Source organism: Streptomyces sp. NPDC016562 (genome assembly GCF_043076955.1).
Taxonomy (GTDB): Bacteria; Actinomycetota; Actinomycetes; order Streptomycetales; family Streptomycetaceae; genus Streptomyces.
In genome coordinates this window covers 870,883-890,871 of the sequence record NZ_JBIBRZ010000002.1, presented here as the reverse complement: position 1 = coordinate 890,871, position 19,989 = coordinate 870,883, and the positions used below count along the sequence as shown (strand labels likewise).

Annotated in this window: 20 protein-coding genes and 1 tRNA gene; 5 read left to right on the top strand and 16 right to left on the bottom strand. The window is 71.7% G+C overall.

Annotated elements, in window-relative coordinates:
- Positions 1-31: 31 nt before the first annotated feature.
- Complete coding sequence (locus ACF059_RS11830) at positions 32-337, top strand: hypothetical protein (protein ID WP_392054846.1); 306 nt, start codon at positions 32-34, stop codon at positions 335-337.
- Between the two features lie 40 nt (positions 338-377).
- Here the strand turns inward: ACF059_RS11830 and ACF059_RS11825 are convergent, their stop codons facing one another.
- The 8 genes from ACF059_RS11825 to ACF059_RS11790 all read right to left on the bottom strand — a co-directional run bounded on the left by ACF059_RS11825 (position 378) and on the right by ACF059_RS11790 (position 9,011).
- Positions 378-1,742 carry a Fic family protein gene (locus ACF059_RS11825; protein ID WP_392054843.1) on the bottom strand — a complete coding sequence of 455 codons (1,365 nt, stop codon included), beginning with the start codon at positions 1,740-1,742 and terminating at the stop codon, positions 378-380.
- A 141-nt stretch (positions 1,743-1,883) separates the two neighbouring features.
- Positions 1,884-2,501 carry a pyridoxamine 5'-phosphate oxidase family protein gene (locus ACF059_RS11820; RefSeq protein WP_392054840.1) on the bottom strand — a complete coding sequence of 206 codons (618 nt, stop codon included), beginning with the start codon at positions 2,499-2,501 and terminating at the stop codon, positions 1,884-1,886.
- 36 nt (positions 2,502-2,537) lie between these two features.
- Positions 2,538-3,668 (bottom strand): globin domain-containing protein, encoded by a 1,131-nt coding sequence (locus ACF059_RS11815; protein ID WP_392054837.1) that lies wholly within the window; start codon positions 3,666-3,668, stop codon positions 2,538-2,540.
- A 412-nt stretch (positions 3,669-4,080) separates the two neighbouring features.
- Positions 4,081-4,767 (bottom strand): hypothetical protein, encoded by a 687-nt coding sequence (locus ACF059_RS11810; protein ID WP_392054834.1) that lies wholly within the window; start codon positions 4,765-4,767, stop codon positions 4,081-4,083.
- 164 nt (positions 4,768-4,931) lie between these two features.
- Complete coding sequence (locus ACF059_RS11805; protein WP_392054831.1) at positions 4,932-5,408, bottom strand: hypothetical protein; 477 nt, start codon at positions 5,406-5,408, stop codon at positions 4,932-4,934.
- Complete coding sequence (locus ACF059_RS11800) at positions 5,405-7,264, bottom strand: glycoside hydrolase family 15 protein (protein WP_392054828.1); 1,860 nt, start codon at positions 7,262-7,264, stop codon at positions 5,405-5,407. The genes ACF059_RS11805 and ACF059_RS11800 overlap by 4 nt, the downstream gene beginning before the upstream one ends.
- Before the next feature lie 59 nt (positions 7,265-7,323).
- Complete coding sequence (gene tal, locus ACF059_RS11795; RefSeq protein WP_392054825.1) at positions 7,324-8,439, bottom strand: transaldolase; 1,116 nt, start codon at positions 8,437-8,439, stop codon at positions 7,324-7,326.
- Between the two features lie 134 nt (positions 8,440-8,573).
- Entirely contained in the window at positions 8,574-9,011 is a 438-nt protein-coding gene (locus tag ACF059_RS11790) for a hypothetical protein (protein WP_392054822.1), read from the bottom strand.
- Positions 9,012-9,095: 84 nt separating this feature from the next.
- On the opposite strand from ACF059_RS11790, the gene ACF059_RS11785 reads away from it, so the two are divergent.
- Positions 9,096-9,800 (top strand): helix-turn-helix transcriptional regulator, encoded by a 705-nt coding sequence (locus tag ACF059_RS11785; RefSeq protein WP_392056631.1) that lies wholly within the window; start codon positions 9,096-9,098, stop codon positions 9,798-9,800.
- A gap of 837 nt (positions 9,801-10,637) precedes the next feature.
- On the opposite strand, the gene ACF059_RS11780 is transcribed toward ACF059_RS11785, so the two are convergent.
- The gene (locus ACF059_RS11780) at positions 10,638-10,964 is read right to left on the bottom strand and encodes a hypothetical protein (protein WP_392054819.1); all 327 of its coding nucleotides are present in this window, start codon (positions 10,962-10,964) and stop codon (positions 10,638-10,640) included.
- A 274-nt stretch (positions 10,965-11,238) separates the two neighbouring features.
- Positions 11,239-11,312, bottom strand: a tRNA-Pro gene (locus ACF059_RS11775).
- Positions 11,313-11,422: 110 nt separating this feature from the next.
- Between ACF059_RS11775 and ACF059_RS11770 the strand changes: the two genes are divergently transcribed.
- Complete coding sequence (locus ACF059_RS11770; protein WP_392054816.1) at positions 11,423-11,944, top strand: DUF309 domain-containing protein; 522 nt, start codon at positions 11,423-11,425, stop codon at positions 11,942-11,944.
- Between the two features lie 64 nt (positions 11,945-12,008).
- On the opposite strand, the gene ACF059_RS11765 is transcribed toward ACF059_RS11770, so the two are convergent.
- The 4 genes from ACF059_RS11765 to ACF059_RS11750 are packed head-to-tail and all read right to left on the bottom strand — an operon-like array spanning position 12,009 to position 15,325.
- Positions 12,009-12,401, bottom strand: a complete 393-nt coding sequence (locus ACF059_RS11765; RefSeq protein WP_392054813.1) for a VOC family protein — start codon at positions 12,399-12,401, stop codon at positions 12,009-12,011.
- Between the two features lie 4 nt (positions 12,402-12,405).
- A complete protein-coding gene (locus tag ACF059_RS11760) occupies positions 12,406-13,041 on the bottom strand; it encodes a lactate utilization protein C (protein ID WP_392054810.1) in 636 nt (211 codons plus the stop codon).
- Positions 13,038-14,573, bottom strand: coding sequence for a lactate utilization protein B (locus ACF059_RS11755; RefSeq protein ID WP_392054807.1), 1,536 nt, complete (start codon positions 14,571-14,573; stop codon positions 13,038-13,040). The genes ACF059_RS11760 and ACF059_RS11755 overlap by 4 nt, the downstream gene beginning before the upstream one ends.
- On the bottom strand, positions 14,570-15,325 hold the full coding sequence (locus ACF059_RS11750) for a (Fe-S)-binding protein (RefSeq protein WP_392054803.1): 756 nt from the start codon (positions 15,323-15,325) through the stop codon (positions 14,570-14,572). Before ACF059_RS11750 ends, ACF059_RS11755 begins: the two co-directional genes overlap by 4 nt.
- Before the next feature lie 36 nt (positions 15,326-15,361).
- Here ACF059_RS11750 and cobF point away from each other — a divergent pair, with 36 nt between their 5' ends.
- Positions 15,362-16,114, top strand: coding sequence for a precorrin-6A synthase (deacetylating) (gene cobF, locus ACF059_RS11745; RefSeq protein WP_361950699.1), 753 nt, complete (start codon positions 15,362-15,364; stop codon positions 16,112-16,114).
- 35 nt (positions 16,115-16,149) lie between these two features.
- On the opposite strand, the gene ACF059_RS11740 is transcribed toward cobF, so the two are convergent.
- Positions 16,150-17,343, bottom strand: a complete 1,194-nt coding sequence (locus tag ACF059_RS11740) for an aminotransferase class V-fold PLP-dependent enzyme (protein ID WP_392054800.1) — start codon at positions 17,341-17,343, stop codon at positions 16,150-16,152.
- Between the two features lie 95 nt (positions 17,344-17,438).
- Entirely contained in the window at positions 17,439-19,178 is a 1,740-nt protein-coding gene (locus tag ACF059_RS11735; RefSeq protein ID WP_392054797.1) for an endo-1,3-alpha-glucanase family glycosylhydrolase, read from the bottom strand.
- A gap of 249 nt (positions 19,179-19,427) precedes the next feature.
- On the opposite strand from ACF059_RS11735, the gene ACF059_RS11730 reads away from it, so the two are divergent.
- On the top strand, positions 19,428-19,895 hold the full coding sequence (locus ACF059_RS11730; protein ID WP_392054794.1) for a hypothetical protein: 468 nt from the start codon (positions 19,428-19,430) through the stop codon (positions 19,893-19,895).
- The last annotated feature ends 94 nt before the right edge of the window (positions 19,896-19,989 follow it).

Sequence of the window (19,989 nt, the reverse complement as noted above, 5' to 3'; positions counted from 1 at the left end):
CCCGGGCGACGACGGCCGATAGCCTGCGGCCATGTCGGTCAACATCAATCTCCACTTCACCGTCTCGCAGCTCACGGACGCGGCCCAGGCCGAGGCGGTCGCCGAATCGATCGGCGAACTGCTGCGCGACGAGGGCATCGAGAACCAGATCAGCTACGGCGCGGTCTGCGACGCCGGTGTCCACTACGTGTCGGGTGAGACCCAGTTCCCGCTCAGCATCAGCGGCTTCGGCCGCTGGCAGCCGGCGTTCGAGGGCTCGTTCGCGTTCGCCGTGACGGAGGCCGCCCCGACGGCGAAGGGCGTCATCGACTGGGGCTACCCGGACGAGGAACACTGAACGATGTCCGAGCGCCGTGCCAACGGGGTGACCCCCGGGGTCAATTGACGAGCTGAGCGGTGGCGGCACGGCTCTGCTCGATGTGGAACTTCACGGAACCGCACAGACCCAGGGCGTCGTTCGGGTCGTCGGCCCGGTGGCTGAACCGACGGATGAGCAGCACCGAGTCGAGGGTGACGCCTTCGCGGGCCAGCACGAACAACAGGGCGAGCAGGGCAGCGCGGGCGTTGCCGTCGTCGAACGGGTGGAAGAAGCACACGTCCAGATGGGCGCGGGCCGCCCTGGCGGCGAGCGAGAGCCGGCCGTCGGTGGCTTGCGCCAAGCAGGCGTCGAGGCGGGCGCGGGTGTCGGGGCCGATCCCGTAGCGCTCGGCGCCACCTTTGGCGAAGGCGGGGTGGGTGCGCAACGGCGGCGGCTCGGGGGTGCCCAGTACGTGCTGCTGCCATCCGCGTAGCAGCTCGAAGTCGAGTGTGGCACCGCGTGCGGCGTCGGCCCGTACCCGTTCGAGTGCGGCGAGCAGGCCAGCTGCGCGAGCAGCGTCCACGGCTGCGTCGAAGAAGCGGAATTCCTCGACCGCGCCGTCGCGGGCGGGCGCCACCGGTCCGTTGTCCGCGGTGTCCTCGTGTTCCGGCCACGGCACGCTCTCGCGCACCGCGAGCCAGCACTCCAGGTGGTCCGGGAGCTCCCCGGCCTCGGGGAACCAGCGGGTGTCCTTAGGTCGCAGGGGGCCGACGAGCCGCTCCGCGATGTCCGCCGCCAGGACGGTGTCCGGGGCGGTCCAGCTCTTGAACCGGCCCCCGACGGCCTGGCGTACCAGGTTCTCGGCCGTCTCCGGGGCGACACCCCAGTAGGTGAGGAACCACCCCAGGACCTGCTGGCAGTGCCCGTACCAGCCGCTTTCGGCACCTGTCCAGTCGGCCACATGCAGGATCACGTTGCGGGCGGCGTTCTCCCACAGGATGCGGTCGGCCGCCAGGGTCTTGGGGTTCAGAGGGTAGGCCTCGAACCACTCCACAAGACGCTCCAGCCAGTCCCGCCACTCGCACAGCGCCACCACGACCCGGTCGAGGGTCTGCTGCGAGGTGGTGATCGAGTGCGAGCCGCAACACCAGCTCCCGACCGGCCCTCCGTCGATGTCCCCTTCGCCGTGCGACCAGCGCCATCCTGCCGCCCACTGGCCGTAGTGCTCGACCAGCGCGTGCGTCATGGCATCGGACCAGGGCAGTGCCACCTCGTGAGCCCAGTTGACCCTGGTCAGGTCGATGTCCGGATCCGTCCGGGAGGGCACCCGCCTCGCCGGCCCCAGGGAGTGGACCACATGCGCCACCGCATCGGGGTCGAAGGGATGGCTGGCGGGATCAACATCGCCCCAGGACAGTCCTCTGGGGTAGGGCACTCTGGACATCCGGTCAGGATGCACGGAGACCGGCGGTGCGGGCAACGGCATTTCCCCGGCGGACCGGACGAGCGATGCGGCTCGGGCACCGCATGTCACAGCGCGCTCGTGTTCCTCACGCCCGTGCCCCTCGCGCCCGTGCGCGACGCGTCAGGAGAGTCCCGACCACACCGCGGTACGGCGCTTGGTGAAGTAGTCCGCGTCCTTGGGCCGGGCCGGGTCGTGGCGCGGAGAAGGGGAAACCGGTTCCAGGTGGGGTATGTACTTCGAGCAGTGGATGTACGCCTCCTGGACCGTGAGGTGGACCCACAGCTGGGGCCCCCGCCCCGGCGCGACGTCGGTCGGCAGGCCGGGATGGACACCGCGCAGCTCCGCGTCGTCGTAGAGCCGGGCGACGCCGTTGACGTGCAGCCCTACGCGGTGGTGGGTGAAGTCCACGAAGAGCATGCCCAGGTGCGGGTTCTCGGTCATGTTGCCGGCGCTGGCGAGCACACCGTTCCCGCGGAACTCGGGGTAGGCGAGCGTCCGGTAGTCGATGACGTGGACGAATCCCGGCGGCCCGGCGCGGAAACTGGCGTCGCACTCGCCGTGGGAGTCGGCGGTCGCAAGGAACACCATGCTCTGGCAGCCGATGAACTCCCGCATTTCGTCCGTCAGATGGGAGCGCACCTGCTGGTCGTAGAAGCGGGCGGCGCGCTCGGCCGTACCCAGCTGCTGCTGCAACCGGCGCTCACCGGCCGAACCGGACGACGGTGGAGGGAAGATCACGGGGGCTGCTCCTGGGAGAGTGAACGGGGATCCGGCTCAGCGGGTGGACAGGACGGGGGTCTCGAACGGGTCGTGATGGATGCGGTCGGGCAACGTACCGTGGCGGGTCAGCGTTTCGCTGGCGGATGCGACCATGGCCGCCGGTCCGCTGAGGAACACGTCGTGCTGGTACCACGGCCCGTACTCGGCCAGCACCGTCGGCAGTGATCCCCGGATGCCGGGGACGTGTTCGTGGGAGACCGCGCCCCGCAGGGTCAGCCAGTGGTGCCGCTGGACCATCCGCAGCATGTCGTCCACCCCGTACAGTTCGTCGCCGGTGCGGGCGCCGAGGAACAGGTCCACCTGGTGGCGTCCCCCGCGACGGGCGACCTCCTCGATGAGGGCGCGCATCGGGGCGAGCCCCGTGCCGCCGGCGACGCAGAGCAGGTCCTTGTGTACGGCCGCGTCCAGGACCATGTCGCCCATCGGAGGGCCCAGTCGCAGCACGTCGCCCACCGCCGCCCGGTGTACCAGCGCCTCGCTGACCGAGCCGCCGGGCACCGCGCGGACGTGGAAGGTCAGGGTGCCGTCGGCGCGGGGCGCGTTGGCGGGGGAATAGTAGCGCCACAGCTTCGGCCACCACGGCGTCTCCATGCTCACGTACTGCCCGGCCTGGTACGCGTAGGGCAGGTGGGGGCGCACGGTGATCTCGGCGATGCCGTGTCCGCGAGGGAGGTGGTGCACCACCGTGGCGGGCCAGACGGCGGGCCGCACAGCCTCGTCCTCCTCGGCGGCGCTGATCATGACCTGGGAGACCACGCCGTACGCCTTCGTCCACGCGTCGGCCATGTCCTGCGTCCAGGCCGGGCCGGCGTAGCGCGCGAGAGAGGCCAGGAGGCACTCGCCGACCGCCGGGAAGTGGGCAGCAAGGGTGCCGAACTTGCGGTGGTCGCGGCCGAGGTGCCCGCAGAAGCGGACGAGTTTCGCCGGGTCGTCGACCACGTCCACGATGTGCAGGAGCGCGCGCAGGAGGCGACCGCGCTGGGCGTCCATCCCGGGCGGGAACAGTGGACGTACTTCCGGGTAGCGGGCGAACAGGATGGCGTAGAAGTAGACCGTCATCTCTTCGGCCACGGGGGCGACCACCGACGCCGAAGCCTTGACCAGGTGTATCTCGTGCTCCGACAAGGGAGCTATGGAAGCCGGGGGCGGCGCAGTTGCAGGGGCGGGGGGGCGATGGTGCGCCGGTTCTTCCGTGGGCTGGCGAGCGGGCGGATTGCTGGGGCGGCCGATCCGGAATCTCAAGGGACGAGCGCTCCCCCGGTCCTTGTCCGGACGGATCTCCGTCTCGGGGTGGGAGGGGCGATGTCGTGTCGGGAGAGCATGAGTCCTCATCGGGTAGCGGCGCCTGGCCATAGAAGCGGATGAAATGCTTCCGGACCGCCCATGATCCTCGGCCAGATTGCCGATGGGGGGAAGGGTGGTATCCGCTAGAACTCGTTCCCAGATCTTGTCGCATCATGTGGACCGGTCAGGGGGTTCGGGCGAGGATTTCGGGGAATACTCGGCCGCCTGCGACCGCCGTTTGAGGCAGCGGACGCTAGACGGGTTGGCCTTGGTAGACGCCGTCCCATTGCAGTTGGACGGCAGAGAGATCGATAGGCGAGTCGGCAGACGAACCGCCCGTGAATCGAATGGGTCCTGCCGCGGTCAGGAACGCTCCGCCGGTGGGCGATCCGTCGGGGTTCTCGCCCGTGGACGGGGGCGGGAACTGAGGCAGAGTGCCGCTCGCCTTCGCAGGCTGCGTCGTCTCCAGGGTGAACGGCCCCGGCAGGTCACCGAACCGCTCAAAGGTCATGTCCATCGCCTGGAGCCACGTCTCCACCAACCCGCCCACACCCTCCTGCAAGGTGCTCGCGGGCGAGACGTTGATGGCGGGTAGCTGCAGCCTGACCTCTCCCAGCAGCGGGTGAACGGCCACCATGGTGAAGTCCAGGGTCTGCAGATGCACGAAGTCCGCGCCACCGGCAAGGACCTTGACCGAGATCCTGCCCCTGAAGTCCAAGCGAGGAAGGGGCGGAGGCAAAGGCACCACCAAACTGGTGCCGAAGGCCTTCATGTCCATGGTGAAGGTCTGCCCGATGGCCGGCAGCAGTCCGGCGGCCCGGCGTCGCCCTGCGTGGGCCTGCGGCCCGCTGGCCAGCAGCAGTCCCGTGCCCGCAAGGGCGGCAGCGGCCGCCTGGCGGATCATCTGGCGCCGGCCCAAAGGTGTCGATGAAGTGTTCACAACCCGGCAGTATCGGCTGCGTGACGGTACCCGAAGCGCACCACACGGAGATCATCACCCGTACGAGGGTCACACGCGGTCGTCCAACCGAGTCGCGTTCGCTGCCGGTCGCGGCCGTCACCTCACTCCGTCCCCAGGGGCCGACAAACCCGCGACAAACCCGCTCATAAGGATGTGAAGCCTCCGACGATCGCTCCGTAGCCGATGTGGGCGCAGACGGTGACCACAGGGGTGCCCGGGCCGTAGTTGAGCATCAGAAAGCCGGGCGGTTCGAGCAGTGCCGTCCGTGGGGCGCTGGTCAGCGGGCTGCCCATACGCGGGTGGACGAGTGGCAGCAGGATGTTGACCAGTGCGGTGCCCGCGAACAGGCCGTGGGCGAGCCCGAACAGGGCCCCCAGCCACCAGCCCGCCCGGTCGATGGCCACGAAGACGGCGAAGTAGACGAACGCGAAGATCTGCCCGTTGAGGAAGTGCATCGCGTAGCCGATGGCCTTCGCGCGGGTGCGGTTCACGGTCACCGCCGTACCGAGGAGGAACGGCAGGTCCATGCGGGTCAGCCTCAGCTCGCCGGCGGCGCGCAGCGCCGTCGTCAGTGCAAGGGTGCCGACGAAGGCCCCGGCGGCGGTTCCCCAGGCGTTCATCGTGCCGTGTCTCTGCTCGCGTCGTTGATGGCGCAGGCGGCGCTGATCAGCGCCAGGTGGCTGAGGCCCTGGGGCAGGTTGCCCAAGAACTCGCCGGTGGCGGGGTCGATCTCCTCGCTGTAGAGGCCGACGTCGTTGGCCAGACCCACCAGCTCCTCCATCAGCTCGACGGCCTGCGGGAGTCGGCCGGTGCGGGCGAGGGATTCCGCGAGCCAGAAGGAACAGGCGAGGAACGCACCCTCCCCGCCGACAAGGCCGTCCTCCCCCGAGTACCTGTCGACGTAAGGCCCGTGCCGCAGAAGGCGGTTCAGGGTGGTGATCGTCGCCTCCATGCGGTGACCGTCGCCGCCGTATCCGTAGAGGTGACCCAGCAGGACGGCGGCGTCCAGGTCCTCGCTGCCGACGGCGCGAACGTAGCCGTCGCGGTCGGGCGAGAAGCAGCGGTTCTCGATGAAGCCGGCGATCGCGTCGCGACCGGCGTGCCAGCGGTCCACCTGCCCACCGGGGATCAGGCCGCGTGCGGCAAGGTCGGCGGCGCGGTCCAGCGCCACCCAGCACATCATCTTCGAGTGGGTGAAGTGCCGCGGCGGACTGCGAACCTCCCAGATGCCCGCGTCCGGCTCACGCCAGGTCACACAGACGAAGTCGGCCAGCTCGGCGAGACGGCGTGCGACGTCGGCGTCGAGACGACCGGTCGCCAGCGCGTACTGCCAGGCCGTCTGCATCAGCTCGCCGTACGTATCCAGCTGGACCTGGCCCACGGCGGCGTTGCCGGTACGGACCGGCCCCGAGCCCCGGTAGCCCTCCCACGACAGGACCAACTCCGGGGTGCGGTGCCCGCCGTCCAGGCGGTACAGCACGTTCAGCTCGGGGTGGGTGAGCTGCGAGGCGTGCATGAGCCACCAGAAGTAGGCACGTGCCTCCGCCGGACATCCCAGCCGCAGGAACGCGGCCAGGGTGAAGGCGGAGTCGCGGACCCAGGAGAAACGGTAATCCCAGTTGCGCTCGCCGCCGATCTCCTCCGGCAGCGACGTCGTCACCGCAGCCGCGACCGCACCGGACGGGGCGTAGACCAGCAGCTTCAACGCCAGCAGGCTGCGCATCACCGCCTGGTGCCACCGCCCGGTGTACAGGCGGTCGTGCGCCCAGCTCCGCCACGCCGCGCACGTGGCCTCCAAGCGCGCCTCGCACTCGGAGCGGGCCGGCAGGACGAGCGGTTCCTGATGGGCGAACGGCATCGCGAGCAGTGCGTGCCGGCCGCTGACGAGTTCGAAGTGCCCACTGAGGGTGTCCCCTTCCCATGCGGGCTCGCCGGCGTCCCAGGCGCAGACCGCGAGCGCATCGCTTCCCGCTGTCGCCACCGGGACACCTGCACGTCGGGTGACTCGGGTGTGGCGGGCGCCGTAACCGAATCGGGGCTGCACGCTCCAGTGCACGGGCACGGACCCGGACAGTCCGTCGACGCGTCGCAGCAGCTCCCGCATCGGCGTGAGCGTCGCGTCGTCGTGGAGCGTGAGTGCGTCGGTGACCCGCACCGTTCCCGTGTCGGTGCGGAAGGTGGTCTCCAGGACGTTGGTGCTGGGCAGGTAGCGGCGCTCGCTCCGGTACGGGACTGATGGTGCGAGCGTGAACCGGCCCCCGCGAGCGGCGTCCAGCACGGCGCCGAATACGGCGGGCGAGTCCAGGTCCGGCAAACCCAGCCAGTCCACCGACCCGTCCCTGGCGACCAGAGCGGCAGTGCGACCGTCACCGATCACCGCGTAGTCCCGCAGCGGAGCGTAACCGCCGCAGCGCAAGCCCCCGGTCGACGGCCCTGGGACCGTTCCTGTTCCCTCCCGACCGCTGATGCTTCCCATGACACCACCATCGCCCGTGCGCTGCTCACCCGCCTGGTCCGGTCGGCGTCACGACTGCTTCAGGCAGCGGCGCGCCTGCTGCGCAGTTCGGTGTCCAGCTGCTCGAACAGCTCGTTGCCGGAGGCCGTGAACGTGGCGATGCCCTCGTCCTCCAGGACACGGACCACGTCGTCATAGGACACGCCGAGCGCCTCCAGGTCGTCCAGGACCTGCCGGGCCTGCACGTATGTGCCGTGGATGGTGTCTCCCCGGATGCGGCCGTGGTCCGCGACCGCGCGCAGGGTGTGCTCCGGCATGGTGTTGACCACGCCGGGTGCCACGAGGTCGTCGACGTAGCGGGTGTCGGCGTAGGCGGGGTTCTTGACCCCGGTGGAGGCCCACAGGGGGCGTTGCGGACGCATCCCGGCCGCCTCCAGGGCCCGCCATCGGTCCGATGCCCGGGCCCGCTCGAAGCGCTGGTAGGCCAGCCGTGCGTTGGCGACCGCGGCCTGGCCCCGCAGCTCCTGCGCCTCGGGGGCGCCGATCTTGTCGAGTCGGCCGTCGACCTCGGTATCCACTCGGCTGACGAAGAAGGAGGCCACCGACGCGATGGACGCCAGGTCGCGTCCCGCCGCGTGGGCCCGGCCCATGCCGTTCAGGAACGCGCGAAGCACCTGGTCGTAGCGGTCCAGGGAAAAGATCAGCGTCACGTTGATGCTGATGCCCTCGGCGAGCGCGGTGCTGATCGCCTCCAGGCCCTCCTGCGTCGCGGGGATCTTCACGAACAGGTTCGGCCGGTCCACCAGCCACCACAGGGCCCGCGCCTCGGCGACCGTGGCCGCCGTGTCGTGGGCGACGCGCGGGTCCACCTCCAGCGACACCCGGCCGTCGACGCCGTCGCTGGCCTCGTACACCGGGCGCAGGATGTCGCAGGCCCAGCGCACGTCGTACGCGGTCAGCAGCCGGACGGCTTCCTCGGCGCACACACCGCGCCGTGCCAGCTCACCGACCTGGTCGTCGTAGCGGTCCCCCGAGCGGATCGCCTTGGCGAAGATCGTCGGGTTGCTGGTGATGCCCACCACCCGCAGCTCACCCACCAGGTCGGCCAGCCGTCCACCGGCGAGCCGCTCCCGGCTCAGATCGTCCAGCCAGACCGCTACGCCTTCGGCGGCCAGCCGGTCCAGGTTCTCACTCATGGCCTTCTCCTTTCCGGCTCCTTTCCGGCCGATGCCGCCCTCCGCCCGGGGAGGGGGCGCGGCTGCCACGGCAGGCCGTGCGGGTGGGCCGGTACGGCGCCCACCCGCCTCCGCGCCTTCTGCGACGGCTGCCGTCAGTGCGAGGACCGCTTGCGGTGGTAGCGCTGGGCGAGCCGGGCCAGGGCCACCGCGCCGAGCAGCAGGCCGAAGTCGCGCAGCGCGATGTCGTAGTAGCCGGGGATGCTCAGCAGGTTGACGATGATGCCGGCGAGCCATCCGGCGACCAGCCAGCCGCCGAACCGCGGGACGGTGGCGACGACCAGGCCGGCCACGATCTCGATGACACCGACGGCGTACATGGCCGCTTGGGCGCTGCCGGGGACGATGTCGTCGATCCACGGTGCGAGGTAGCGGGGCCAGTCCACGAGCAGGTTGGTGAACTTGTCCAGGCCGAACAGGATCGGCGCGACGGCGAACCCGGTGCGCAGGATGACGAACGCCTGGGAGCCGGGGTCGGTGAGGGCGGCCCGCCGTGGGGTGACGGACGGGGCGGTTGAGGTGGGGAACGACATGACGCCCTTCCTTCTATCGAGAAATCTTACTAGCAATAGAAGTACGCGCATCTTCTTTAGTCAATGGCTGTCTGTTTTACACTGGTGTTCGTGGACGACCCGAAGGAAGCAACCAGGACCGACGTCTCCGCCGTGGCCGCGCTCGACGAGCCGACCCGCAGGAGGCTGTACGAGCACGTCGTCCGCCAGCCGGGACCGGTCAGCCGCGACGAAGCGGCCGAAGCCCTGGGCCTCGGCCGGCCGACCGCGGCCTTCCACCTGGACCGCCTGGCCGAGGAATCACTGCTCGACGTCGTCTACGAGCGGCGCAGCGGACGCACCGGCCCGGGAGCCGGCCGGCCGGCCAAGCTGTACAAGCGCTCCGGCAAGCAGGTCACCGTCAACCTGCCGGAGCGGCACTACGAACTCGCCGGCCGGCTCCTCGCCCAGGCCCTGGAGGAATCCGAGGCCACCGGCGAACCGGTACGGGCCGTCCTGCACCGAAAGGCACACGAGCTGGGCCGACAGCTCGCCGGAGAGGGGCAGGTGGGCGTCTTCGACCTGCTGGAACGCAACGGCTTCGAACCCCGCCCCGACGGAGACGCCCTCGTGCTGGGCAACTGCCCCTTCCACGCCCTCGCCCGCGACCACACGCAGACCGTGTGCGGAATGAACCTCCACCTGCTGCGCGGCGTGCTGGAGGGACTCACCGAAAACAGCCTCCAGGCGCACCTGGAGCCCAGCCCCGGCCACTGCTGCGTCCGCCTCCGGCCCGCCTCCCCACCGCCCCCGAAGGCGCGGCGCCCCTGAGCCCTGCCCCCGCCCGCCGCCGCCCGCCACCCGCAGGACGGGCCGCTGCCGGCGAGCGTACGGACGCGTTCCAGGCGGTAGGTCAGTACTCGTACGCCGAGGGACAGTTGGCGTGCCACTGCCGCCGCGACGCAGCCGATGCCGAAGCATGCGCCCGCGCTGGTCACTGCCCTAGTCCCCGTCCAGCCGTCGCGCCGAGGCGCCTCGCGGGTGCCCGCCGGGCATCGCCGCCCCGAATTTGGCGTGCGTCGCACACGCCTGACCGAACCCCAGGACCGACCCCTCAAAGCGGGCTGGCCGCACCTCACCTGTGACGCTCCCCCACCTCCTGGCCATGTCCCGCGCAGACGCCATCTCTGCACAACGACAGGCTCAGCCCACCCAGGCACCCTGGCGGTAGGCCAGCAGGCTGGGCCCTCCAGTCGTCAGGCCATCGCCAATGTGGACTTAATCAGGTCTCGGGCAGCCTGTCCGTAGACCGCCAAGGGCCAGAGAACGCTCGAACGACTTCCGGAACACGCCAACCGGCCCTTGATCAGGGACCGTCTCCGCCCCGCGGTATCCCTAGACCTCGACCCTGCGTCATCGGAGATCGAGAAGCCGCCTCCCCGGTGGACCAAGAGGCGAGCCCGGGCCGGGACGATTCCCCAGGGACAGACCCAGTAGGTCCGCCACATCCAGCAACTGGCGAAGCCGGCCACGCATCACGAGGGCGGCTATGAGGTTGTCCGACGTGACACCAGCCGTCGTGTGCACGTCGTCAACGACGAGACCAGCATCGACCGGATCGCGGGCGACCTCCACATGGCTGGCCTCCCGCGCTTCCTAAAACACGGCCTAGAGCCGCGGCCTCCGCAGCGGCGGCTCCGCCCCACCCCACGAGAAGGCATAAGGGTCCGCGCCGCCCGAGTACGCGCAGGCAATCCCGGCATCGGGGAGGTCGAACTCCTCTCGCAGCCACCCGTCCATGGCGAGGGCGGCAACCTCCGGCCGGTAGTCGGTCAACGGGAAGTCGAGAGACATGATCTCGAGGTACACGCCCTCCGGATATTTGGCGCACAGCTCCTCGGCACGAAGCGCGACGACGAAGGAGAGCCAGGCCAGGTCCTCCCAGTACATGCCCGACCCGGGAAGCAGGAGGCGGACTCCTCGGTAGATCCCCACGGAAGGAGCCGACGCTTCGCCCGGTGGCACGGTCCGGGCCGAGAGGTCCGCCGCCAGTCCGCCAAGCGGGCTCCTGAGCCGATACTTGAACTTTCGGACCATTTCACTCAATTCACAAGCTTGAGAAGATGGAACACGCCCCGGCTGAAGTAGTGCTCGACTCCCATGCCGGTGGGACCGCGGAGGTAGTCGAAGTTGCATCTGGTCCCCGAAAACGACCAAGGGGCCGTTTTGGATTGCTCCAAAACGGCCCCTGATCTGCGACTCTTTCGAGTCGGGACGACAGGATTTGAACCTGCGACCCCTTGACCCCCAGTCAAGTGCGCTACCAAGCTGCGCCACGTCCCGTTGTGCCTTCGACCTGCGGGTTTCCCCGTGCTCGCTGGCACATGCAGAACATTACCCCACGCCGAGGGGTGCGCATGCACGGGTGATCGGCGTGGGTGGAGGATGGTGTCGTGGACGCACGGGATCGGGATGTCGAGGGGCGGGCGCGGAGCGCGCGGCCGAGGGATGGGCTGGGGCGGCCGTTGCCCTACGGGGCGCCGGGGGTGGAGCGGCAGCCCGAGGGGGTGGTGCGCTCGCCCGGGGAGACGGTGCGGGAGGCGCAGCGGTTGCTGGACGCCGGGATGCCGTTCCACGCGCACGAAGTGTTCGAGGACGCCTGGAAGTCCGGGCCCGAGGCCGAGGCGCCGCTGTGGCGGGGCCTCGCGCAGCTGGCCGTCGGGTTGACCCACGCCGCGCGCGGCAACGCGGTCGGCGGGGCGCGGCTGCTGCTGCGCGGGGCCGCCGGGATCGAAGAGGTGCGGCGGGGCGGGGCGCAGGAGGGCCGTGGTGCGTACGGGATCGACCTGGCCGGGCTGGTCGGGTGGGCCCGGGAACTGGCGGGCCGGGTGGAGGCCGGGGAGCCGATCGACGCCGCCGGCGAAGCGCCCTGCCTGAGTCCCCCGCCCGGTCCCAAGGCTGGGCCCCCCGCCTGAGTCCCCCGCCCGGCCCCAACGCTGAGCCCCCGGCCCGGGCTAGGCCCTGAGCGCCCGCCCCGGCCTACGCCGCCGGCTGGAGCAGGTCCCAGCGGTTGCCGTACAGGTCTTCGAAGACCGCGACGGAGCCGTACGCCTCGTGGCGCGGCTCCTCCAGGAAGTGGACGCCCTGCGCGGTCATCCGGGCGTGGTCGCGCGCGAAGTCGTCGGTGTACAGGAAGAAGCCGACGCGGCCGCCGGTCTGGTCGCCGACCCGGGCGCGCTGGGCCTCGTCCTTGGCTCGGGCCAGCAGGAGGGCGGATTCGGTGGCTCCCGGCGGGCGGACCACGACCCACCGGGAGCCGTCCGGGCGGGCGGTGTCCTCGGCGAGGTCGAAGCCGAGGGCGCGGGTGTAGAAGTCGATGGCCTCGTCGTAGTCGCGGACCACGAGGGCGGTGAGGGCGATGTGGGATGGCATGCCCTTATTGTGCGCCGAGGAGGATCACTTCCAGGGTCCGGGGGCCGTGAACGCCCTCCACCCGGTCGAGTTCGATGTCGCTGGTGGCGGACGGGCCGGAGATCCAGGTCAGCGGGCGGGTCGGATCGAGGCGTTCGAGTGCCTGCGGGACGGAGTCCACGAGCTGTTCCGGGACGCGGACCACGCAGATGTGGTGGTCGGGGACCAGGGTGATGCGCCGGCGCCCCTGCTCGGGGCCGCCGTCGAGGACGACGGTGCCCGTCTCGGCGATGGCCAGGGCGCAGCCGGTGACCACGCTGTCGGTCCGGTCCAGATCGGCCGGGGTGGAGCCGGCCCGGTCGTGGACGCGGGTGGGGCCGGCCGCCGCGAGCCAGTGCGGGGGCAGGCCGGGCGGTACGAGGACCGTCCGGGAGCCGTGTGCGGCCAGGAGCCGCGCCAGCAGGGCGGGGAGGCCGTCCTCGTCGGTGCGGTGAACCTTCGCCCGGTACTCCGCGAGGTGGGCGGCGAGCAGGTCGGCGCTCTCGGCCGGGGTGCGGACGCCGTGGACCCGGAGGTAGTCCCGGGGGATCCCGGTGTCCGAGGGCAAGGGGCCGCCGACGGCCCGGCGGATACGGCCCAGGATCCGGTCCTTGCTGCTCACTGGCCGTCCCTGCTGCTGGTCATCGGCCGTCCCTTCCGCTCACTGCCGGCCCCCCGTTCCCGCGCCCACCACGCGCGGAAGGATTCCGCCGGGACGGACGGCAGTTCGCGCGTGTCGGTCCAGGCCCTCCCGGCGCCCGGGAGCCTGCGGGGCGCGAGTCGGCGAGCCCGGGCCAGCAGGCGTTCCGACGCACGCACGGCCCCGGGCCGGTCCAGGAGCAGCCGGGTGGCGCGCATGGCGGCCCGTTCGGCGGTGTGGCCGTGCGCGGGGCGGAGGGTCACGCGGACGCCCTCCCGGGTCACGGGGCCGCCCTGGGCCACCCGTTCGCGGAGATGGACGAGCACCTCGGGGATGTCGATGGCGACCGGGCACACCTCGTAGCAGGCCCCGCACAGGGTGGAGGCGTAGGGCAGGGAGGCGTCGATCTCGCTGCCGGTGCCGCGCAGTTGGGGACTGAGGATGGCGCCGATGGGGCCGGGGTAGACCGATCCGTAGGCGTGGCCGCCGGCGCGTTCGTAGACCGGGCAGACGTTGAGGCAGGCGGAGCAGCGGATGCAGCGCAGGGCCTGGCGGCCGGTCTCGTCGGCGAGGGTGTCGGTGCGGCCGTTGTCGAGGAGGACGAGGTGGAAGGCGCCGGGCCCGTCGCCGTCCGCCCCCTTCGATGGACCCAGCCCGGTCCACATGGTCGTGTACGGGTTCATCCGCTCGGCCGTCGAGGAGCGCGGCAGCGTCTGGAGGAAGACTTCGAGGTCACGGAAGGTCGGGACCACCTTCTCGATGCCCACGACGGAGATCAGGGTCTCGGGCAGGGTCAGGCACATCCGGCCGTTCCCCTCGGACTCGAAGACGACCATCGTGCCCGTCTCTGCGACCATGAAGTTGGCTCCGGACACGGCGACTTCGGCGCGCAGGAACTTCTCGCGCAGGTGGAGGCGGGCCGCCTCGGCGAGCTCGCGGGGGTCGTCGCCGAGCGGCTCGGGGGCGGGGCGGCCCCAACGGCCCATCTCACTGCGGAAGATGTCGCGGATTTCGGCCCGGTTGCGGTGGATGGCCGGGACCAGGAGGTGCGAGGGCCGGTCGTGGCCGAGCTGGACGATGAGCTCGGCGAGGTCGGTCTCGTACGCGGCGATGCCCGCGGCCTCCAGGGCTTCGTTGAGCCCGATCTCCTGGGTGGCCATGGACTTGACCTTGACGACTTCGCGCGCTCCGGTGGCGCGGACGAGGTCGGTGACGATGCGGTTGGCCTCGTCCGCGTCGACGGCCCAGTGCACGGTCCCGCCGGCGGCCGTCACCGCCTCCTCCAGCTGGAGGAGGTAGTGGTCGAGGTGGCGCAGCGTGTGGTCCTTGATCGCCTTTCCGGCGGCCCGGAGGCGGTCCCAGTCCTCCAGTTCGGCCACGGCCCGGGCCCGCTTGTCGCGGATGGTGTGCGTGGCGTGGCGCAGGTTGGCGCGCAGCACCTCGTCCCGTACGGCCTCCCGCGCCGCCGAGGGGAAGGCGGGGAAGGCGGGCATGCCCAGATGCGTACCGGTCACGGCAGCGGTTCCTCCTCGGTGGCGGCCAGGATCTCCGCGAGGTGCACGGCCCGCATCGGGGCGCCCGCGCGGCGCAGCAGTCCGTCAAGGTGGGCGAGGCAGGAGTTGTCGGCGCCGCACAGCACCTCGGCGCCGGTGGCGCGGGCCCGGTCGGTCTTGTCGGTGCCCATCGCGGCGGACACGTCCGGATTCTTGACGGCGAAGGTGCCGCCGAAGCCGCAGCACTCCTCGGCGCCGGGCAGCTCGACCAGCTCCAGGCCCTTGACGGCGGCGAGCAGCCGCCGCGGCCTGTCGCCCAGGCGCAGGCTCCGCAGGCCGTGGCAGGAGGGGTGGTAGGTGACGGTGTGCGGGAAGTACGCGCCGACGTCGGTCACCCCGAGCACGTCGACGAGGAACTCGGTCAGCTCGTACACGCGCGGCGCGAGGGAGTCGGCCGCCTCGGCCAGTGCGCTGCCGCGCCCCTCCTGCGCCGCTTTGCGGCCGATGCGGGGGTAGTGCTCGCGGATCATGGCGGCGCAGGACCCGGAGGGGGTGACGACGTACGCGTGGCCCGCGAAGGCCTCCGCCGTGCGCCGCATCAGCGGTTCGCTCTCGCGGCGGTAGCCGGTGTTGTACTGCGGCTGGCCGCAGCAGCTCTGGCCCGCCGGGAAGTCCACGCCGACGCCGAGCCGCTCCAGGAGGCGTACGACGGCGATGCCGGTCCGGGGGTAGAGCGCGTCGTTGACGCAGGTGACGAACAGGGCGGCACGCATGACGGGCAGAATAGCGGGGTGAAGCAGAATGGCGGGGTGAAGAAGTTCTCAGTGATCGGCATAGGCGCGGGCGACCCGGACCACCTGACCCTCCAGGCGGTCAAGGCGATCGGCGCGGCGGACGCATTCCTCATTCTGGAGAAGGGCGAGGAGAAGGCGGATCTGACCGGGCTGCGGCGGGCGATGCTCGACGCGCACGCCCGCCCGGGACACCGGCTGGTGGAGGGCCGCGACCCGGACCGGGACCGGACCCCCGCCGACTACACCCCCACCGTGGACGGCTGGCGCAGCGCGCGGGCGGAGCTCTTCGAGCGGTTCATCGCGGAGGACCTCGCGGAGGGCGAGACCGGGGCGTTCCTGGTGTGGGGCGACCCCTCGCTCTACGACTCCACCCTCGCGATCCTCGACGAGGTCCTGGAGCGCGGCCGGGTGGCCTTCGAGCACGAGGTCGTGCCCGGCATCAGCAGCGTCTCGGCGCTGCTCGCCCGGCACCGGACCAATCTGAACCGGGTCGGGCGCCCGGTCCAGATCACCACCGGGCGCCGGCTCGCCGAGGGCTGGCCGCAGGACGTGGACGACGTGGTGGTGATGCTGGACGCGCGGCACGCCTTCACCGCCCACCTTGACCAGGACCTCTTCATCTACTGGGGGGCCTACGTGGGCACCCCCGACGAGATCCTGGTCTCGGGGAAGCTGGCGGAGGTCGCGGGGCGGATCGAGGAGCTGCGCACCGAGGCTCGCGCCCGCAAGGGCTGGATCATGGACACCTACCTGCTCAGGCGCGGCTGACCTACCCGGCGAGGTGGTCGGGAAGGGCCGCGGTCCTACCCGGCGAGGTGGTCGGGAAGGGCCGCGGCGAGGCGTTCGTACTCCGCGGCCCTGTTGTAGATCTGCCCGCAGACCCGGATGCCGCCGCCGCCCGGCCAGGGCCAGACCAGCACCCGGATGCGCAGCCGCGCCGCGATCTCCTCGCGCAGCGCGCGGGCGTCCTGCGGGGTCTCGGCGACGCCGGGCGGCAGGCGCAGGGCGCGCATGGCGAGGCCGTCGGTGTGCGGGAGGGGCACGAGCCCGGGGATCTCGGCGAGCAGCGCGGCCCCGTGGGCGGCGAGGGCGCTGTTGTGCGCCCTGACCTTGCCCGCGTCGAGGCGGGCGAGGAGGTCCAGTCCGTCGGGGGCCGCGAGCCAGCCGGTGTAGTCGGCGGTGGCGCGGTTCTCGACGGAGCGCGGGAATCCCTCCTGGTCCTCCCAGGACGGTACGAGGGCCCTGATACGGCCCCGGTGCTGCGGGGCGACGGCGAGGATCGCGCTGCCGGAGGGCGCGTAGCCCCATTTGTGGAGGTTCCCGAACCAGAAGTCGGGGCCGCCGGCGAGCGGGTCGGCGAGCATGCCGGGGGCGTGGGCGCCGTCGACGACGGTGGTGATCCCGCGGGCGCGGAGCTCGGCGAGGAGCCGGGGCGAGGCGATGAGCCGGGCAGTGGGCGAACTGACGTGGTCGAGCAGGGCCACCCTCGTACGGGGGGTCAGCGCGGCCAGCACGCGCTCGCGCACGGCGTCCTCGTCGGGCAGGTGGGGGTCCAGGGCGACGGTGGTGACGGGGGCGCGGCGGGCGGCGGCCGCGACGACGGTGCCGTAGCCGTGGTCGGTGACCAGGATCTCGTCGCCGTCGGCGAACGCCATGGCGTCGAGGGCGAGGTTGGCCCCCTCGGTGGCGTTGGAGATGAAGGCGATCCCGTCGGGGTCGGCGGCGAGGTGGACGGCGATCCGGGCGCGGGCCTCGGCCAGGCGGTCCGGGACGGCGTCGAAGAAGGCGTCCGGGTCGGCGTGGGCCTCGGCGCGGAGTGCGGCCTGGCGTTCCTGGACGGGCAGGGGCACCGCCCCGAAGGAGCCGTGGTTGAGGTGGGCGACGGCGGGGTCCAGGCAGAACAGTGCGGGCCCGCCGGGGAATTCGGCGGGCGCCTCGGCGCGGGACGCGGCGGGCAGACCCCGGGTGGGCCCCGGGGTGGGGGTCGGCTCGGTCACAGGACTCTCCGTGGGTGCGGCGCGGTTGTCCCCCGGATCATCTCCCGGCTCCGGCGATGCCGGAAGAGCGCCCAACTCCCGGCCGTCACACCCCTCTACGGCTCCCGTCCACTGGTCGCCGCGTAGTACTGGAGGTCCTGGACCTCCACCTCGTGGTCCACCCGGTAGGCCAGCTCCACCTTCGCCGCGGCCCGCCCGTCCCGTACGACGTGCGCCGAACTGGTGCCCGGCTTCAGCGGCAGCAGCTCGGAGTGGAGCCCGGCGGGGGCCTCGTGGCTGCCCTTGGCGGAGCCGACGGCCGTACGGACGACCCCGGGCCCGGTGAGGAAGCTGAGCACCTCCACCCGGTCGCGGGGCGGAGCGCTCCCCTTGCGCAGCGACATCAGCAGGGACTGCTCGCCCGTCGGATCGGCGGCCGCGAACTGCGTGCGCGCGGACAGGTAGAGGGTGTCCCGGACGATTTCCGGCCAGCTGCCCGTCTTGAACTTGGTGAGGTAGTACGAGGTCAGGTCCAGGTAGGCGTGTCCGTTGTGCAGGGAGGGCGCGAACTGGCTGCCCTCCGAGTAGTCGTTCCAGGTGGTGAGCTGCACCCAGTCGGCGCCGTCCTCGATGGCGTGCGTCCAGGTGGCGCGCAGCGTCGCGGTGTTGCCCGCCTCGTCGTAGACGCCCTGGTTGGGGCGGGCGTCCTGGACGGACACGGGCTGCATCCAGACCTTCCCCATGGCGTGGGCCCGCCGGACGTCGCGCGTGGAGCTCTCCTGGCCGACGTAGCTGCGGCTGCCCCATTCGGAGAACCCGTAGCTGATCGGGGCGAACGCGCCGCTGTGGGCGCCGAAGTCGAGGAAGAGCGGGACGAAGGCGGTGCGGACGCCGTGCCGGGACTGGAGGAGGCCGATGACCTCGCTCCACCAGGCCGCGCTCTTCTCCTCGGCCTTGAAGGGGGACACGACCAGCCGGCCGTCGGGGAGCCGGTGGGCGGCGGAGGCGCCGCCGAGTGTGGCGATCGCGTCGGCGAGCACCCCGGGGTCGTCGGTCTTCAGCGAGGTCATGTCCGGCATCAGCATGATCTTGAATGCCGGGTCCACCGAACGGGCCGCCGCCATCAGGAGGTTCGAGCGGTCCCAGTTGCGCCCGGAGAGGGACAGCAGGTCGAGGGTGAAGCCGTCGATGCCCGCCGCGCGGGCCGTGCGCACCTCCTGCTGGAGGTTGGCGTACTCCCAGTCGCCGCTCTTCGGTGCGACCGGCAGCGGCCGGTCGCGCAGCAGGCCGCCGTATCGCCCGTGTTTGCCGTTCTCGCCGTCGGGGCTCAGGTAGTTGCGGGTGTAGTAGTCGGCGTCCGCGCTCGCGTTGTCGAGGGAGAGCGGGTACGGGGTGAAGTAGTGGGCGAAGACCAGCTTCTTACCCGCCGCGCCGGAACGCAGGGCGGCCGACGGGGGCATGTCGAAGGGCAGGGCTCCGGCGGGGCGTTCGGCCCCGCTGTCCACCGCGCCCCTGGGATTGCCCTTGGCGGCGGCGCCCTTGGTGGGCGAAGCACTGTTCTGGGGTGAGGGAGCGGCCGGAGCGGTGGAGCCGGGCGCCGCGTCGGGGCCGGTGGACGGGGGCAGGTCGGCGCCGGGGGCCGAAGCGCCCTGCGCGGGCGCTCCGTTGCGGGGGTCCCAGGCGATTCCGGTGGCGGCGCAGACCCCGACGAGGAGGAAGCCGGAGATCAGCAGGGCCAGCAGTGGCCTGCGGCCGCGGAAGCGGGGCCGTCGCCGGTGCGACGCGGGCCGGGCGGCCCGCTCGCGCCGCGGCTCCCCCCGTCTCGCGCCTCGCCCCGCCCTGCGGTCCGCTCTCATCCTGGCCCCTCCCCTGCCCGCGCCCCGAGTGGGGGCTGCACAGCAGTAGAGCCCATGTGCGGCCTGCGGACAACCGTTCTCCGGTGTGACACCCTGGGGTGCGGTCCGGCCGCTGTGGTGAAAATCCGCGCCCGGCGCACCGGAATGCGACATTCCCCTGGTCTCGTGGCGCAGGTGGCGCATAATCGTCGACACGCGGCGGAATGAACCCTCTTGCCGCACGTGGTCACGCATGCAATGGGGGGCATCGTGCCGATGGGGGAACACGGGTCCACCGCGACACTGCCGGCGACGTCCGCCGAGATGTCCTGCCTGCTCACCGCCGTCCGGCGCGGGCGGGTCCTGACCGTGGCGGGGGGCCTCCGGGAGCCGCGGAGCCTGCTGGTGCGGGAGATCGCACGACGGCTCGCGTCCAACTTCTACGACGGGGTGGCCGTCGTCGCCATGCACCCGCTGCACGGCGGCTACGGCGTCCGCGAACTGACGGCCGAGCTGGACTCCTTACCGTCCGCGCCCCGCACACCCTGCGGCACGGCGAACGCCGCCTCCTGGCTGGCCGAACGGGACATGCTGCTCGTCCTCGACGGCGCCGAGCAACTCGGCCCGGACGCCCTGGCCTGGCTGCGCAGACTGCTGGCGGTCGCCCCGGGCCTGCGGATCCTGGCCTCCGGTCGGACCCCCCTGGCGTTCGAGCAGGAGCTGATCCACCGGCTCTGATACGACGCCCCCTGCGCCTACGCCGTCCACGCCCTGGACGAGACGCGCCACGCGCCCCCGGATACGGGTCCGCCCCGGCGGGCACGAAGCCGGC